The following is a 16,671-nucleotide window of genomic DNA, read 5'->3' as shown; positions in this document are numbered from 1 at the left end:
GCCGCAACCAGTGGGCCGGCGGCCTGTTCGCCGTCGCGCCCGGACGGTTCCCCGCGCGCGTGCCGCGCCCGGGGCCGCGCGGGTGGGCGCCGTAGGTTGACCGCATGGCACAGCACGCGCAGAACGGCCGGCTCGCACCCCCCACATGGCTGACCGCCGGGCTGCGGCCGCGGCCCGCGCCGGTGCCGTGGGCCGCGGTGGCCCGGGCCGCCGTGGCCCTGTCGGCGCCGCTCGCCGTCGCGTTCGCGGCCGGGAAGCCGGCGTACGGGGCGCTGGTGTCGATGGGCGCGCTGTCCGCCGTCATCGGCGACACCGCCGACGCCTACCGGATGCGCTTCTTCAACATCGCCGTGCCGCAGCTGTTCGGTGCCGCGGGCGTCGCCCTCGGCACCCTGGTCTTCGGCCGCGACTGGACCGCCGTCGCCGTGCTCACCCTGGTCGCGCTGGTCTCCGGGATGATCTCCTCGATCGGCTCGGTCGCCTCCGTCTCCGGCCTGCTGCTCCTGCTCAACGCCGTCGTCGGGGCCGGCCTGCCGATGCCGCGGCCGTGGTGGACGGCCCCGCTGCTGCTGATGGCCGGCGGGGCGGTGGTGCTGCTGCTCACCCTGGTCGCCTGGCCGCTGCGCTCCGGGGTGCCGGAACGGACGGCGACCGCCGCCACCTACCGGACGGTCGCCGCCTTCGTGCGCGCCGCCGGCACCCCGGAGCACGACGACCGGCGCCAGGCCGTCACCCAGTCGCTGAACGCCTCCTACGACCTGCTGCTCGCCCACCGCACCCGCCGGCACGGCCGCTCCCACGGGCTGGCCCTGCTGATCGCCCAGCTGAACGCCCTGATCCCGGTCGTCGAGGCGGCCTCCGCCGCCAAGCTGCGCCCGGCCCGCTCCGGCCCGGTGCCGGAGGCCTACCCGGCGGCCGTGCTGATCCTCGCCGACGCCGTCGAGCAGGGCCGGGCCGCCCCCGGGGCCGCCGCCGACCCGGCCGCCGCGCTCGGCCTGCCCGCGCCGACCGGCCCCTCGGAGCGGGCGCTGGACCGGGCCCTGCGCTACGCGGCCGCCGTCTGCGCCGAGCACGGCCGGGCGGACGGCGGCGTCCCGGACCGGCTCGGCGCCCCCGCCGCCCCCGGCAAGCGGGCCCGGCGCGCCGCCCGGGCGGCCCTGCTGTCCGGCGCGTCCTGGCGCTACGGCCTGCGGCTGGCGCTCTGCATCGGCCTGGCCCAGGTGCTGGTCTCGGTGCTGCCGGTGCCCCGCTCGTACTGGGTCGCGCTGACCGTCACCTTCGTGCTGAAGCCGGACTTCGGCTCGGTGTTCTCGCGCGCCGTGCTGCGCGCCTTCGGCACCGCGCTCGGCCTGCTGATCGCCATGCCGGTGCTCGCCGAGGTGCCGCGCGGCTGGTGGGACGTGCCGACCGTCGCGGTACTGGCCGCGCTGATCCCGGCGTTCTCGGCGAAGGGGTACGCGTTCCAGACCGCCGCCATCACACCGGTGATCCTGCTGCTCTCCGACCTGCTGAACCACCAGGGCTTCGGGCTGGTGGTGCCGCGGCTGTACGACTCGCTGATCGGCTGCGGGATCGCCCTGCTGGCCGGCTACCTGTGCTGGCCGGAGTCCTGGCACACCCGGATCGGCGACCGGCTGGCCGACGCGGTCGCGGACACCTCCGCCTACGTGACGCTGGCCTTCGCCGCCGGCCCCGGCGCCGACCAGCCGACCCGCCCGCGCCGCCGTCGCCGCCTCTACCGCGACCTGTCGACGGTGCGCTCCGAGTTCCAGCGCGCCCTCACCGAGCCGCCGCCGGTGGGGACCAGGGCCGCCGCCTGGTGGCCGCTGGTGATCGCGGTGGAACGGGTGGTGGAGGCGACCACCGCGACCAGGGTCCGGGTCGAGCACGGGGTGCCCGCACCGCCGCCGGAGGAGGTGTCCGCGATCGCCGCCGACCTGGCCGCGCTGGCCGGGGCACTGCGGTCGGGCACCCCGCCGCCCGACCCCGCGGCGGAGCCCGACGGCGCCTCCGAGGTGCTCGGCCCGCTGCGCCGCGAGGTCCGGGCCGCCTGCGCGATCGCCTCCCCGGTCCTGGGCTGACGCCGCGCCGGACACCCTCCCGGGAGGGCACGATCGGCCCGCACCGCCCGTTCGTCCCTGGGACGCGGCCCGGATCCCGGCCGCCGGGCCCGGCCCCCGGCGGTCCGCGCCGCCATCGTCACCACCGAAAGCTGGTCCGCATGATCGAGCTCGACTTCGACGACAGCGGCTTCCGCCGCAACGGCGCCCCGCACCGCATCGTCTCCGGTGCGCTGCACTACTTCCGGGTCCACCCGGAGCTGTGGGACGACCGGCTGCGCCGTCTGCGCGCCCTGGGCGTCAACACGGTGGACACCTACGTCCCCTGGAACTTCCACGAGCTGCCGGGCGGCGGGACCGACTTCACCGGCTGGCGGGACGTCGCCCGGTTCGCCCGGCTCGCCCGGGAGCACGGCCTCGACGTCATCCTGCGCCCCGGCCCGTACATCTGCGCCGAATGGGAGGCCGGCGGCCTGCCGGCCCGGCTGCTCGCCACCGACGGGATCCGGCTGCGCAGCTCCGACCCCGCCTTCCTCGCCGAGGTGGACGGCTGGTTCGACGCCCTGGTCCCCGAACTGCTGCCGCTGCTGGGCAGCCGGGGCGGCCCGGTGGTGGCCGTGCAGGTGGAGAACGAGTACGGCAGCTACGGCAACGACGCCGCCTACCTGGCGCACCTGCGCGACGGCCTGACCGCGCGCGGCGTCGACTGCCTGCTGTTCACCATCGACGGCTCCGAGGACTTCATGCAGCAGGGCGGCGCGATCCCCGGCCTGCTGGCCACCGCCACCTTCGGCTCCCGCGCCCCCGAACGCTTCGAGGTGCTGCGCCGGCAGCAGCCCCGGGGGCCGCTCGCGGCGATGGAGTTCTGGATCGGCTGGTTCGACCGGACCGGCGGGCCGCACCACGTCCGGGACGCCGCGGAGACCGCCGGGTCACTGGACGAACTGCTCGCCACCGGCGCCTCGGTCAACCTCTACATGGCGCACGGCGGCACCAACTTCGGCTTCTGGGCCGGCGCCAACCACTCGGGCACCGGCCCCGACACCCCCGGCCACGAACCGACCGTGACCAGCTACGACTACGACGCGCCGATCGGCGAGGCGGGCGAGCTCACCGAGAAGTTCCACGCGCTGCGGGCCGTCATCGGCAAGCACCTCCCGCTGCCCGACACCGAACTCCCGCCGCTGCCGCCCCGGCTGTCCCCCCGCCGGCTCGAACGGGCCACCGGCCGGGCCCGGCTGCTGGACTCCCTGGACGCGTTGTCGGCGCCCCTGCGCCGGCCGGCCACCGAGCCGATGGAGCGGGTCGGCCAGTCGCTCGGCCTCATCCACTACCGCACCCGCGTCCCCGGGCCGCGCCCCGAACTGCCGCTGCGGATCGACGGCCTCGGCGACCGCGCCCTGGTCTTCGCCGACGGCCGCCCGCTCGGCGTCCTGGACCGCAACGCGCCCGGCGCGACGCTGCCGCTGGCCACCGGCCCGGCCGGCGTCACCCTGGACATCCTGGTCGAGGCCCTCGGCCGCGCCAACTACGGCCCCCAGCTGGACGACCGCAAGGGCATCCGGCGCGGCGTCTCGCACGAGCGCCAGCGGCTGCTCGGCTGGGAGATCCGCCCGCTCCCGCTCACGGACCTCACCGGCCTCGCCTTCGACGGAACCGTTCCCGCGGCCGGCGGCGACCCCGTCTTCCACCGGTTCGAGACCGACCTCGACGCGCCGGCCGACGCCTTCGTCGCCCTGCCGGGCTGGGGCCGGGGCCTGCTCTGGCTGAACGGCTTCCTGCTCGGCCGGCACACCGACGAGGGCCCGCAGCGCACCCTGTACGCCCCGGGCCCGCTGTGGCGGGCGGGCCGCAACACCCTCGTCGTCCTCGAACTCGACCGCCACGGCGAGGCGCTGGAGCTCCGCGACGAGCCCGACCTCGGCCCCACCACCCGCGCGCCCAGCGCCGACTACTGACACCGGGCCGGGCCCGCCCGGCGGCCTACTCGACGGTGACGCTCTTGGCGAGGTTGCGGGGCTTGTCGACGTCCCGCTTCAGGGCCACCGCGGCGTGGTAGGCGAGCAGCTGGAGCGGGATGTTGAGGAGCAGCGGGTCCAGCTCCGGCTCGCTCTTCGGCACCAGGACGCAGTGGTCGGCGAGCCTGGCGTCGGGGCGCCGGTGGGCGATCGCGACGATCCGGCCGGAGCGGGCCTTGATCTCGCCGAGGGTGGTGAGGTTCTTGTCGAGCAGCTCGTCGTCCGGGACGAGGGCGACGGTCGGCAGGTCGGCGCTGATCAGGGCCAGCGGACCGTGCTTCAGCTCGCTCGCCGGGTACGCCTCGGCGTGCACGTAGGAGATCTCCTTGAGCTTCTGCGCGCCCTCCCGGGCGACCGGGTAGCCGCGGACCCGGCCGATGAACATCATCCCGGCGGAGTCGGCGTACCCGGCGGCGAGCTCGGCGATGGCGTCGCTCTGGGCGAGCACCTCGCGGATCTGCCCGGGCAGGGCCTTGAGGGCGGAGACGATCCGGCGGCCGTCGGCGGGCGAGAGGTCGTGGATCCGGCCGAGGTGCAGGGCGAGCAGGGCGAAGGCGACGACCGTCGAGGTGAACGCCTTGGTGGAGGCGACCGAGATCTCCGGCCCGGCGTGCAGGTAGATGCCGCCGTCGCACTCGCGGGCGATGGCGCTGCCCACGGTGTTGACGACGCCGAGCACCCGGCCGCCCTTGCGCTTGACCTCCTGGACGGCGGCGAGCGTGTCGTAGGTCTCGCCGGACTGGCTGACCGCGATGTAGAGGGTGTCGGCCTCGACGACCGGGTTGCGGTAGCGGAACTCGGAGGCGGGCTCGCTGTGCGCGGGGATCCGGGCCAGCTCCTCGATGAGCTGGGCGCCCATCTCGCCGGCGTAGTGGGCGGAGCCGCAGCCGAGGATCTTGACCCGGCGGATCTCGCGCAGCTCGCGGGCGTCCAGGTTGAGGCCGCCGAGGTGGGCGGTGGCGAAGCGCTCGTCGAGCCGGCCGCTGAGGGTGCGCTCGACCGAGCCGGGCTGCTCGTGGATCTCCTTGAGCAGGAAGTGGTCGTAGCCGCCGGTGTCGTAGGAGTCCATCTCCCAGTCGACGGTGGACGGCCGGCGGTGGGTGGTGCGGGCGTCCTCGGTGGAGGTGCGGAAGCCGTCGGCCCGCACGGTGGCCAGCTCGCCGTCCTCCAGGTGGACGACCTGGCGGGTGTAGCGGACCAGGGCGGAGACGTCGGAGGCGGCGAACATCTCCTTCTCGCCGATGCCGAGCACGATCGGGCTGCCGTTGCGGGCGACCACGACCCGGTCCGGCTGCCCGGCGTCGAGGACGGCGAGGCCGTAGGTGCCGACGACCTTGCCGAGGGCGGCGCGCACGGCGTCCTCCAGCTCGACGCCCTCGCCGCAGTGGGCGGCGATCAGGTGGGCGAGCACCTCGCTGTCGGTCTCGGAGCGGAACACCGCGCCGTCGACGGTCAGGCGCAGCCGCAGCTCGTCGGCGTTCTCGATGATGCCGTTGTGGACGACGGCGATGCGCTCGGTTCCGTCCAGGTGCGGGTGGGCGTTGGCGTCGCTGGGGACGCCGTGGGTGGCCCAGCGGGTGTGGCCGATGCCGGTGGTGCCCTTGAAGCGGGCGGGGACGTCGGCGGCGAGGTCGGCGACCCGGCCCTTGACCTTGCGGACCTTGAGGCCGCCGGTGCGCCCGGTGACGGCGACGCCGGCCGAGTCGTAGCCGCGGTACTCCAGCCGGGCCAGGCCCTCCAGCAGGAAGGGGGTCGCGTCCTTGGGGCCGACGTAGGCCACGATTCCGCACATGGTGGACTCCTTGGTTCCGTGATGACGGGGCCGGCGGACGCCCGCCGGGGGCGCGGGGTCAGCCGTAGACGATCCGGCGCAGCTGGCGGGCCGAGAGCCCGGGGGCCGCGACGCGACGGGCCGGCAGCTCCTCGGCGAGCCGGGCGAAGATCTTCTCGTTGGTCAGGCCGCGCGCCTGCAGCTCGCCGTGACGGCGGCGGACGTACTCCTCGGTGGTCTCCGAGAAGTAGGCCAGCACCTCCGCCACCACCCGCGCCGCCTCCCGGGGCCCGAGCGGGCTGGTCCGGGTGAGGTGGGCGAGCAGGTCGTCGTGAGGGTGCGAGGAACCGGTCGAGCTGGACACAAGTGAGGAGCCTAGGCGTCACGCTGGGTAAAGATCAAAGATCCTGCCCGAAATCGGGCAGGATCTTGCAGCATCCGGCGCAGAACAGGCGGTCTTGTAGGGACACGAGTGACCACGTAGCGTAATGACCCGCTCACACACCGGCGGGTCCGGGGGGAACGGGAGCGTCGGAAGAGTGTCGGAAGAACCGGAGGCTTGCTGATGTGCGGGATCACCGGATGGGTCGCGTACGACCGTGACCTGACCGTCGAGCGTGCCGTGCTCGACAGCATGACGGCCACCCAGCTCTGCCGCGGACCGGACGCCGGCGGCGTCCACCTCGAACCGCACGCCGCGCTCGGCCACCGGCGGCTCGCCGTGATCGACCTCGAAGGCGGCGTCCAGCCGATGACCGTCGAGCACGACGGCCGGCGGCTGGCCACCCTCTCCTACTGCGGCGAGGTCTACAACCACCGCGAGCTGCGCGCCGAGCTGACCGCGGCCGGGCACCGCTTCCGCACCCGCAGCGACACCGAGGTGATCCTGCGCGCCTACCTGGAGTGGGGCGAACACCTGGCCGAGCGGCTCAACGGCATGTTCGCCTTCGCCATCTGGGACACCCGCACCGAGGAACTGCTGCTCGTCCGCGACCGGATGGGCGTCAAACCGCTGCACTACCACCCGACCCCGGACGGCGTGGTCTTCGGCTCCGAACCCAAGTCCCTGCTCGCCCACCCCGCGGTGCGCCCGGTCGTCGACCTCGACGGACTGCGCGAGCTGCTCGCGATGGCCCCCACCCCGGGCGTCACCCCGTACCGGGGGATCTCCGAGGTCCGCCCCGGCCACGTGGTGCGGATCCGGCGCCAGGGCCTCTCGGCACGGCGCTACTGGGCGCTGGAGGCGCGCGAGCACACCCAGGACCTCGCCACCACGATCGGCACCGTGCGGGCCCTGCTGGAGGACATCGTCCACCGCCAGCTGGACGCCGACGTCCCGCTCTGCTCCCTGCTCTCCGGGGGCCTGGACTCCAGCGCCGTCACCGCCCTGGCCGCCCGGACGCTGCGCGCGGCCGGGGCCGGCCCGCTCCCCTCCTTCGCGGTCGACTTCGCCGGGCAGTCCGAGCACTTCGCCCCGGACGCCGTCCGCACCACCCCGGACGGCCCGTACGCGCGGCTGCTCGCCCGCCACGTCGGCGCCGACCACCGGGTGATCGAGCTGGACAGCGCCGCCCTCGGCGATCCGGCGCAGCGCCTGGCCACCCTGCGCGCCCGGGACCTGCCCGGCGGCGTCGGCGACATGGACACCTCGCTGCTGCTGCTCTTCCGCGGGGTCCGCGAGCGCTCCACCGTGGCGCTGTCCGGCGAGTCCGCGGACGAGCTGTTCGGCGGCTACCGCTGGTTCCACGACCCGAAGGCCGTCAACGCCGAGGACTTCCCGTGGGCCGCCGTGCTGAGCGGCATGGGCGGCACCGGCAACGGCCCGCGCGAACAGCTGCTGGACCGGGAACTGCTCGGCAAGCTCGACCTGGCCGGCTACCGGCAGGCCCACTACCGGGCCGCGCTCACCGAGGTCCCGCACCTGCCGGACGCCGACCCGCTGGAACGGCGGATGCGCGAGGTGACGTACCTCAACCTGACCCGGTTCGTCAGCATCCTGCTGGACCGCAAGGACCGGATGAGCATGGCCGCGGGGCTGGAGGTCCGGGTGCCGTTCTGCGACCACCGGCTGGTGCAGTACGTGTTCAACACGCCGTGGTCGATGAAGTACTTCGACGGCCGGGAGAAGAGCCTGCTGCGCGCCGCCGTCCGGGACGTGCTGCCGGACGTGATCGCCGACCGGGTGAAGAGCCCCTACCCGATCGTCCAGGACCCGCACTACCCGGAGCTGCTGCGCGGTGAGCTCGCGGTGCTCGCCGCCGGTTCCTCCTCCCCCGCGCTCCCCCTGCTGGACAGCCGGCGGCTGGCCGACGCGCTCGCCCCGGACACCGACCCGCAGTCGGTCCGGCTCGCCGCCGACCTGGCCCTGGACCTCGACGCCTGGCTGACGGAGTACCAGGTGTCCCTGGAGCTCTGAGCGGCGCGGCCGGCCCGGTGCCCGACGGCTCGGCCACTGCGCCGTCCGGGGTACGGTGCCCGCCCCGTGACCGTCCGTCGGCCCGCTTCGCCGACCGGGCGCGACGTGCGGTAGCGTCGCCGACACCTCCCGAATGGCGGTCGAAAACACGGAATCCGCAGCCCGTGCCGTCAGGATGGGAAGGGTCCCGTCCGCCTCGATCCGCCGGGGGATCTCCGTCATGCAACCGCGAGCCTTCGCGATCCTCACCGCCCTGCTGCTCGGGGTGCTGGGCCTGGGGTCGGTGGCCGTCACCGACTGGACGCCCGAGCCGGTCACGGCGGCGGCCGGCCCGGCGGCCCCCGGCGCCGCGGGCACCGCACCCGGCGCGGCGGCGCAGCCGGCCGCGAGCGCCACCCCCACCGGGGACCCGGCGGTGTGGACCCGCTCGACGCTGCGCAACAAGCTGATGTCCGAGATGGAGGCCACCGACCCCGGCGTCGCCCTGGCCGACCTCGACCGGATCACCAAGCAGCTGCCCTACACCGTCCGGTTCTGCCACCCGATCGCCCACGAGCTCGGGCACGCGGCGGTCAAGCGGTTCGCCGCCGACTTCCAGAAGGTCATCTCCTTCCCCCACGAGACCTGTGCGGCGGGCTACCTGCACGGCGCGGTCGAGGAGATGCTCAACGCCTCCGCCCAGCCGGAGACCGACCTGGTCAAGCTGTGCGCGCCGAAGAACAGCGGCCCGTGCATCCACGGCGTCGGGCACGGCACGATGTTCGTCGCCAAGCAGGACGTCGCCAAGGCCCGCGAGCTGTGCAACAGGTTCACCGGCGACCAGAACCGGATCCGCTGCTCCGAGGGCCTGTTCATGCAGCTGTTCGGCCCGGACGAGGAGGACGAGAAGGCGAAGGCCAACCTCCCGGCCGACAAGCTCGCCCAGGACCCGCTCTACCCGTGCAAGGAGCAGCCGGCGCTGTTCCAGTCCGCCTGCTTCTTCTACGCGCCGACCTTCTACCTCTCCTCGCACGACTACCCGAACCACCCCGAGGTGTACGCCGAGGCCCTGAAGTGGTGCCTGGCCGGCAAGGCCTCCGGCGGGGCGGTGGACTGCTCCCGGGGCGTCGGCTCGCGCACCATGAAGTACAACCTGGACCGCGAGGACTGGGCCGCCCAGCAGTGCGCCACCGCCGCCGACGGCTGGCAGCGCAAGGCCTGCGCCGAGGGCCTGGTCAGCTACTACACGGTCAACTACACGGACGGCGGGGCGTCCGGCCGGCTGTGCGCCAAGTTCACCGACAAGGAGATGCAGGGCTACTGCCGCTCGGCGGGCGGCCTGTCCGCCTCGCTGGACTGAGCGCCCCGCCCCGTCCATCCGTCCCGTTCCCCCGTCCCACCTGTCGGGCCCGCGCCGCACGGCGCGGGCCCGTTTCCGTAGGATCGCGACGACCGGGTGCGCCGAGGACGCCGCGCCACCGGCCCCGCACCACCTGGAGCCGCCGCATGACCTCCGAGGGCTTCCGCAGCACCACCGGCCGGCCCGGCGCCGACGTCCGGCCCGGCCCGGACGACTTCCGCGCCGCCGCGCACACCGCCGCCGACCTGGCCGCAGACCACCTCGCCGGGCTGACCGGCCGCCCGGTCTGGCAGCCGATGGACGACACCGCGCGGCGCACCCTGCTGGACGCCCCGCTGCCCGCGGCCGGCCGGCCGCTCGCCGAGCTGCTGGCGGCGGTCGAGCGGGACGTCCTGCCGTACCCGATGGGCAACGGACACCCGCGGTTCTTCGGCTGGGTCAACTCCGCCCCGGCCCCGGCCGGCGTGCTGGCCGCCCTGACCGCGGCCGCGATGAACCCCAGCTCGGCCGGCGGCGACCACGCGGACGTCCACCTGGAGCGGGCCGTGGTCCGCTGGATCGCCGAGCTGGTCGGCTTCCCGCACCCGGCCGGCGGCGGGCTGCTCACCTCCGGCACGTCGATGGCGACCATCGTCTGCCTGGCCGCCGCCCGCAACCGGGCCGCGCTGGCCGCCGGGTGGGACGTCCGGGAGGACGGCCTGGCCGGGATGCCGCCGCTGGTCGGCTACGTCACCGGCGAGACCCACTCCTGCGTCCGCAAGGCCGCCGAGCTGCTGGGGCTCGGCAGCAGGCACCTGCGCACCGTGGAGACCGGCCCCGACGGGCGGCTGGACACCGCGCTGCTGCGGGCCGCGGTCGCCCGGGACCGGGCAGCCGGTCTGCTGCCGTTCCTGGTGGTGGCCTCGGCCGGCACCGTGGGCACCGGCGCCGTGGACGCCTTCGACCCGGTCGCCGACCTCTGCGCCGAGGAACGGCTGTGGCTGCACGTGGACGGCGCCTACGGGGCGTTCGGCGTGCTCGACCCGGTGATCGCGCACCGCTACGCCGGGATGGCCCGGGCCGACTCGCTCGCCCTGGACCCGCACAAGTGGCTCGGCGTCCCGGTCGACTGCGGCTGCGCGCTGGTCCGCGACACCGAGGGGCTGCGCTCGACCTTCAGCCTGGTCCCCTCCTACCTGCGCGACGAGGCGGCCGGCGAGCTCGGCTGGTTCTCCGAGTACGGCACCGAGCAGACCCGTCCGTTCCGCGCGCTCAAGGTCTGGGCCACCATCGCCCACCGGGGCCGTGACGGGCTCTCCCGGGACATCGCCCGGACCACCGCACTGGCCCGGCGGCTCGGCGAACTGGTCGAGGCCGACCCCGGGTTGGAGCTGCTGGCCGAGGTGCAGACGTCCATCGTGGCGTTCCGCCTGCGCCCGCCCGGTCTCGACGGGCCGGCACTGGACGCCCTCAACCGCGAACTGCCCGCCGCCGTCCAGCGCCGCGGCCGCGCCTTCGTCACCGGCGCCCGGCTGGCGGGCCGCGAGATGCTCCGCGCCTGCCTCCTCAACCCGGCCACCACCGAGGCCGATCTGGAACTCCTCCTTCAGGAAGTGAAGGAAGCGGGACGGGAGGCGGCCCCCGGCCGGGCGGTGCCCGACGACATTAACCGTGAGGTCACGGGGGATTCGTGATCGTGAAACACCGAAGCGGCAGATTGATGGCATGGAGCACCTGGAGCAGCCGAAGCCCCCGACCGTCCCCGCCCCGAACCCCTCCCGTGCCCAGCGGCGCGGTGCCCGCGGCCACCGATGGCGGCGCGACGCCGTGGAGCTCGCCGCCGTCTTCCTCTCCGTGACCGCCGCCGACCTGGTGGCCAAGCTCGTGGTGCACGGGCCGGAGGGGCCGGTGGTGCTCGCCGCGTCCGCCACCGCCCTGCTCGCCACCGCGCTGTTCCACACCTGGTGGTCGCACCGCCACCATCTGCACGGCCCGCCGGGCCCGGACACACCCGCGCCGCCGGGGGCGGCGCGGGCGGCGGGGGCCCCGGCGGCCGAACCGCTGAAGGGGCCGCTGCACGACTTCGAGGAGACCGCGCTGTGGCGGGTCCGCACCACGGTGCAGGACTCCCCCGGCAGCCTGGCCCGGGTGTGCACGGCCTTCGCCGCCCGGCAGGTGAACATCGTCTCGATGCAGTCCCACCCGCTGCCGGCCGGCACCGTCGACGAGTTCTTCGTCCGTGCGCCGCGCTCGCTGGCCCGGGCCGAGCTGACCGCGCTGGTGGCGGGGGCCGGCGGCGACGACATCTGGACCGGCCCGGCCGACGCGCACGACCTGGTCGACGTGCCCACCCGCGTGCTGGCGCTGGCCACCAGGACCGCGCTGGACGCCGCCGAACTGCCGATCGCCCTGCGGCAGCTGTTCGGCCCGTGCAGCATCCGGCAGTACCCGGGCGCGGCCGCGCCCGGCGGCGCCGGGGTGGACGGCCACGTGATGCGGCTGCCGGTGCCCTCCGGCGACCTCGTCGAACTCACCCGTCCGCAGCTGCCCTTCACACCGACGGAGTTCGCCCGGGCGCAGGCCCTGGTCGAGCTGGACACCCTGCTCGGCCCCCGGGTGCCGGACGTCCGGTCCCGGCTGAGCCTGCCGGCCGGCACCGACCTGACCGTGCGGCGCGCGGGGACGGACGACAGGGCGGCGGCGCTGGCGATGCACCACCGCTGCTCCCCCGAGACGCTGCGCAAGCGCTACCACGGCCCGGTCCGGGACGCCGACCGCTACCTGGACCACCTGCTGGACGCCCGGCACGGCCAGACCCTGGCGGTGGAGGCCTCCGACGGCCGGATCGTCGCCCTGGGGCACCTGATGTGGGACGACGACAGCGCCGAGGTGGCGGTGCTGGTCGAGGACGCCTGGCAGCGCCGGGGGCTGGGCCTGGACCTCATGCGCCGGATGTCCGCACTGGCGCTGGAGGCCGGGGTGGAGACCGTCTACGCGGTCACCCAGTCGTCCAACACCGGGCTGATCGCCACCATGCGGCGGCTGGCGGCGCCGCTGGACTACCAGGTGGAGGACGGCACCACGGTGATCACCGCGCACCTCGCGGAGGCCGCCGAGGAGCTCCCGGTGCCCTGGCAGACCCGTCCGGGCCGGTGAGCGGGCGGACGGCGGCGGTGAGCAAGGCGGCGGGCACGGCGGCGGCGGTGGGCACGGCGGACGGAAGCGGTGAGCGGCCCGGACGGGTCCGGTAATCATCAGGTCATATCTTCACCACATCCTCACCAAGAACCCCACCCGCCCCGGGCCGGGCGGCCCCCGCGCCGCCCGGCCCGGGGCGCGCACGGAACCGCCGCGCCCCGGTCGCACGTCCCCGACGGTGCACGGCCCCTCCGTACACCGCCGACCCCGACCCCGCGTCAGGGCCTCCCGGACGGGCGCTCCGGGCACGTCGCAGCAGGCGGCGCGGGGTCCGGGGCGTCGAGCCCGGTGGCGGAGTCGGTAGGCTGGCCCCGTCCCCGCCGCCCGACGGCCCGTAGTCCGGTCCCCGGGCGGTGCCGCAGCAAGGAGGAACCACTGAGCATGGCAGGCACCGAATCGGAGCCCACAGGCGCACGCGACGCCTCGCTGCCGGCGCGCGCGAAGATCGCGGTGACCGCCGGCAAGGTGGCCGCGGCCGTCTCCCGCAAGGCCGGACGCGGCAGCGGCTCGGTGATCGGCGGAAAGGTCGCCCTGAGGCTCGACCCCGATCTGCTCGCCACCCTCGCCGACCACCTGGACGTGGTCCTGGTCAGCGCCACCAACGGCAAGACCACGACCACCCGCCTGATCGCCGAGGCGCTGCGCGCCGCCGGCCCGGTCGTCTCCAACGCGCTGGGCGCCAACATGCCGGCCGGCATCACCTCCGCCCTGGCCGGCGGCTCGGACGCCCGCTTCGGCGTGATCGAGGTCGACGAGAAGTACCTGGCCGGCGTCGCCAGGGACACCCGTCCCAAGGCGATCGCCCTGCTCAACCTCTCCCGCGACCAGCTCGACCGCGCCGCCGAGACCCGCATGATGGCGGAGAAGTGGCGCGAGGGCCTGCAGGACACCGAGGCCGTGGTGATCGCCAACGCGGACGACCCGCTGGTGACCTGGGCCGCCTCCTCCTGCAAGAAGGTGGTCTGGGTGGCCGCCGGACAGGCGTGGAAGGAGGACGCCTGGTCCTGCCCCGCCTGCGGCGGTGTGATGCAGCGGCCCGGCGACGACTGGTTCTGCCAGGAGTGCGGCTTCCGGCGCCCCAACCCGCACTGGGCGCTCCAGGGCACCCACGTGATCGACCCGCAGCGCGGCGCCTGGCCGATCCAGCTCCAGCTGCCCGGCCGGGCCAACCTGGCCAACGCCACCAGCTCGGCCGCCGTCGCCGCCGTGTTCGGCGTCTCCCCGCAGGTCGCCCTGGAGCGGATGCGCTCGGTCACCGCGGTGGCCGGCCGCTACGACGTGGTCCAGTACCAGGGCCGCGACATCCGGCTGCTGCTCGCCAAGAACCCGGCCGGCTGGCTGGAGACCTTCTCGCTGATCGACGGTCCGCCGACCCCGGTGGTGCTCTCGGTCAACGCGCTCGACGCGGACGGCACCGACACCTCCTGGCTCTGGGACGTCGACTACGAGCGCCTCGCCGGGCACCCGGTGTTCGTGCTGGGCCAGCGCAAGCTGGACCTCGCGGTGCGCCTGGAGGTCGCCGGGCTGCAGTTCCACGTCGTGGACTCGCTGGAGCAGGCCGTCCGGATGGCCCCGCCCGGCCGGATCGAGGCGATCGCCAACTACACCGCCTTCCAGCAGCTGCGGAAGGTCGTGGCCGGCTGATGCCGGACCCGCGCCGCGCAGCACCCGCAGTCCACCGCACGTACGTCATGGAAGGCCTTCGAGGATGAGTGAGAGCAGCCTGCGCGTGGTCTGGGTCTACCCCGACCTGCTCAGCACCTACGGCGACCGCGGCAACGCCCTGGTCGTGGAGCGCCGGGCCCGCCAGCGCCATCTCAACGTGACCCGGATCGACGTCCGCTCCGACCAGTCGGTGCCCACCAGCGGCGACATCTACCTGATCGGCGGCGGCGAGGACCGTCCGCAGCGGCTGGCCGCCGAGCGGCTGCGCAACGACTCCGGGCTGGTCCGGGCGGCCGAGAACGGCGCGATCATCCTCGCGGTCTGCGCCGGCTACCAGATCCTCGGCCACGAGTTCGTCAACGACCTCGGCCAGCGGGAGCCGGGCCTCGGGCTGCTCGACGTGTGGACCACCCGCGGCGAGGGCGCCCGCTGCGTCGGCGACGTGCTGGCCGACGTGGACCCGCAGCTCGGCCTGCCGCAGCTGACCGGCTTCGAGAACCACCAGGGCGTGACCCACCTCGGCCAGGGCGTCAAGCCGCTGGCCCGGGTCACCGCCGGCAACGGCAACGGCACCGGCGACGGCACCGAGGGCGCCTGGCGGGACACCGTCTTCGGCACCTACCTGCACGGCCCGGTGATGGCGCGCAACCCCGCGCTCGCCGACACCCTGATCAAGCTGGCGCTGGACGTGAACGCCCTGCCGCCGGCCGACACCACCTGGTACGACGCGTTGCGCGCCGAGCGCATCGCGGCCACGACGCGCCCCGCGTAGCACGCCACCGGCCCGTCCGCCCGGGTGCCCGCCATGCGGGCACCGGGTTAACGGACGGGCCGGGACGTACGACAATGGGGCTGCCGGCTGCACACCCTCCTCGGCAGCAGGCTGCACTTCCACGCGGGGGCGTCGACGACGCCGTCCCCGCGTCGGTTCCTGCCCGGCCGGACGCAGGCGCCGTATGCTCGACTCCACGGCCGGTTCCGGATGCTCTGTCCGGATCGGCCGGTCCTTCACCCGACGGTCATCTCCGCGTCGCCCCGATGCGGAACCGGGCCGTTACGGTGGCGGTCCGTCGTCCCAGCCTGTAGTCCGGCCGTTCCTCGGTTCTGCTCGGGAGTTGCAAAGCAATGCGTATTGGAGTGCTGACCAGCGGCGGTGACTGCCCCGGCCTGAACGCGGTGATCCGCTCCGTGGTCCACCGAGGGGTGGTCGACCACGGCGACGAGATCATCGGGTTCGAGGACGGCTGGCGCGGTTTCCTGGAGGGGCACCACCGGCCCCTGACCCTCGACTCGGTGAGCGGCATCCTCGCCCAGGGCGGCACGATCCTCGGTTCCTCCCGGGTGCAGCCCAGCCACCTGCGCGACGGCGTCGAGCGTGCCAAGCAGTACTGCGCGGACCTCGGCCTGGACGCCGTGATCCCGATCGGCGGCGAGGGCACCCTGAAGGCCGCCAAGCTGATGAGCGACGCGGGCCTGCCGATCGTCGGCGTGCCGAAGACCATCGACAACGACATCGCCTGCACCGACGTGACCTTCGGCTTCGACACCGCGGTGTCGGTCGCCACCGAGGCGCTGGACCGGCTGAAGACCACCGCCGAGTCCCACCAGCGCGTCATGGTCGTCGAGGTCATGGGCCGGCACACCGGCTGGATCGCGCTGAACGCGGGCATGGCGGCCGGCGCCCACGCGATCGTCGTCCCGGAGCGCCCCTTCCACATCGAGAAGCTCACCGCCGTCGTCCGGGAGCGCTTCGACCGGCAGAAGAAGTTCGCCATCGTGGTCTGCGCCGAGGGCGCCAAGCCCGAGGCCGGCAGCATGCACTGGGAGGAGGGCACCAAGGACATCTACGGGCACGAGCGCTTCACCGGCATCGCCACCCAGCTCTCCCGCGAGCTGGAGCACCGGCTCGGCAAGGAGGCCCGCCCGGTGATCCTGGGCCACACCCAGCGCGGCGGCACCCCCACCGCGTACGACCGGGTGCTCGCCACCCGCTTCGGCTGGCACGCCGTGGAGGCCGTCCACAAGGGCGCCTTCGGGCACATCACCGCCCTGCAGGGCACCAGCATCAACCTGGTCCCGCTGGGCGAGGCGGTGGCCGAGCTGAAGACCGTGCCAGCCGACCGCTACCTGGAGGCCGAGACGGTCATCTGACCGTCCCGCCCGGGGGCCCCGCCAGGGCCCCCGGAACACCGGTGCCCCGGCCCCCCGAACGCGCGAGTGTCGGG

11 protein-coding genes are annotated in these 16,671 nt (G+C 74.7%); 9 read left to right on the top strand and 2 right to left on the bottom strand.

Annotated features, from left to right (window positions below):
- Positions 1-104: 104 nt before the first annotated feature.
- Positions 105-2,081 (top strand): FUSC family protein, encoded by a 1,977-nt coding sequence (locus tag ACFCX4_RS09195; protein WP_376140000.1) that lies wholly within the window; start codon positions 105-107, stop codon positions 2,079-2,081.
- 140 nt (positions 2,082-2,221) lie between these two features.
- Positions 2,222-4,018, top strand: a complete 1,797-nt coding sequence (locus ACFCX4_RS09190) for a beta-galactosidase (protein ID WP_376139999.1) — start codon at positions 2,222-2,224, stop codon at positions 4,016-4,018.
- Between the two features lie 25 nt (positions 4,019-4,043).
- Here the strand turns inward: ACFCX4_RS09190 and glmS are convergent, their stop codons facing one another.
- Both glmS and ACFCX4_RS09180 read right to left on the bottom strand, forming a co-directional pair.
- Entirely contained in the window at positions 4,044-5,870 is a 1,827-nt protein-coding gene (glmS, locus tag ACFCX4_RS09185; RefSeq protein ID WP_376139998.1) for a glutamine--fructose-6-phosphate transaminase (isomerizing), read from the bottom strand.
- Between the two features lie 58 nt (positions 5,871-5,928).
- On the bottom strand, positions 5,929-6,213 hold the full coding sequence (locus ACFCX4_RS09180) for a hypothetical protein (protein WP_376139997.1): 285 nt from the start codon (positions 6,211-6,213) through the stop codon (positions 5,929-5,931).
- A 201-nt stretch (positions 6,214-6,414) separates the two neighbouring features.
- Between ACFCX4_RS09180 and asnB the strand changes: the two genes are divergently transcribed.
- From asnB to ACFCX4_RS09145, 7 genes are all read left to right on the top strand, one after another.
- Positions 6,415-8,265, top strand: coding sequence for an asparagine synthase (glutamine-hydrolyzing) (asnB, locus tag ACFCX4_RS09175; RefSeq protein WP_376139996.1), 1,851 nt, complete (start codon positions 6,415-6,417; stop codon positions 8,263-8,265).
- A 220-nt stretch (positions 8,266-8,485) separates the two neighbouring features.
- Complete coding sequence (locus ACFCX4_RS09170) at positions 8,486-9,604, top strand: hypothetical protein (protein WP_376139995.1); 1,119 nt, start codon at positions 8,486-8,488, stop codon at positions 9,602-9,604.
- 146 nt (positions 9,605-9,750) lie between these two features.
- Positions 9,751-11,277 (top strand): pyridoxal phosphate-dependent decarboxylase family protein, encoded by a 1,527-nt coding sequence (locus ACFCX4_RS09165; protein WP_376139994.1) that lies wholly within the window; start codon positions 9,751-9,753, stop codon positions 11,275-11,277.
- A 31-nt stretch (positions 11,278-11,308) separates the two neighbouring features.
- On the top strand, positions 11,309-12,739 hold the full coding sequence (locus tag ACFCX4_RS09160; protein WP_376139993.1) for a GNAT family N-acetyltransferase: 1,431 nt from the start codon (positions 11,309-11,311) through the stop codon (positions 12,737-12,739).
- Positions 12,740-13,162: 423 nt separating this feature from the next.
- The gene (locus ACFCX4_RS09155; protein ID WP_376139992.1) at positions 13,163-14,425 is read left to right on the top strand and encodes a MurT ligase domain-containing protein; all 1,263 of its coding nucleotides are present in this window, start codon (positions 13,163-13,165) and stop codon (positions 14,423-14,425) included.
- Positions 14,426-14,489: 64 nt separating this feature from the next.
- Positions 14,490-15,218, top strand: coding sequence for a type 1 glutamine amidotransferase (locus ACFCX4_RS09150; RefSeq protein ID WP_376139991.1), 729 nt, complete (start codon positions 14,490-14,492; stop codon positions 15,216-15,218).
- A gap of 353 nt (positions 15,219-15,571) precedes the next feature.
- Complete coding sequence (locus ACFCX4_RS09145; protein ID WP_376139990.1) at positions 15,572-16,597, top strand: 6-phosphofructokinase; 1,026 nt, start codon at positions 15,572-15,574, stop codon at positions 16,595-16,597.
- Positions 16,598-16,671 lie beyond the last annotated feature (74 nt).

This window comes from Kitasatospora sp. NPDC056327, from assembly GCF_042261735.1.
Taxonomy (GTDB): Bacteria; Actinomycetota; Actinomycetes; order Streptomycetales; family Streptomycetaceae; genus Kitasatospora.
The sequence above is the reverse complement of the archived record's forward strand: the minus strand, read 5'-3'. Positions and strand labels throughout refer to the sequence as shown.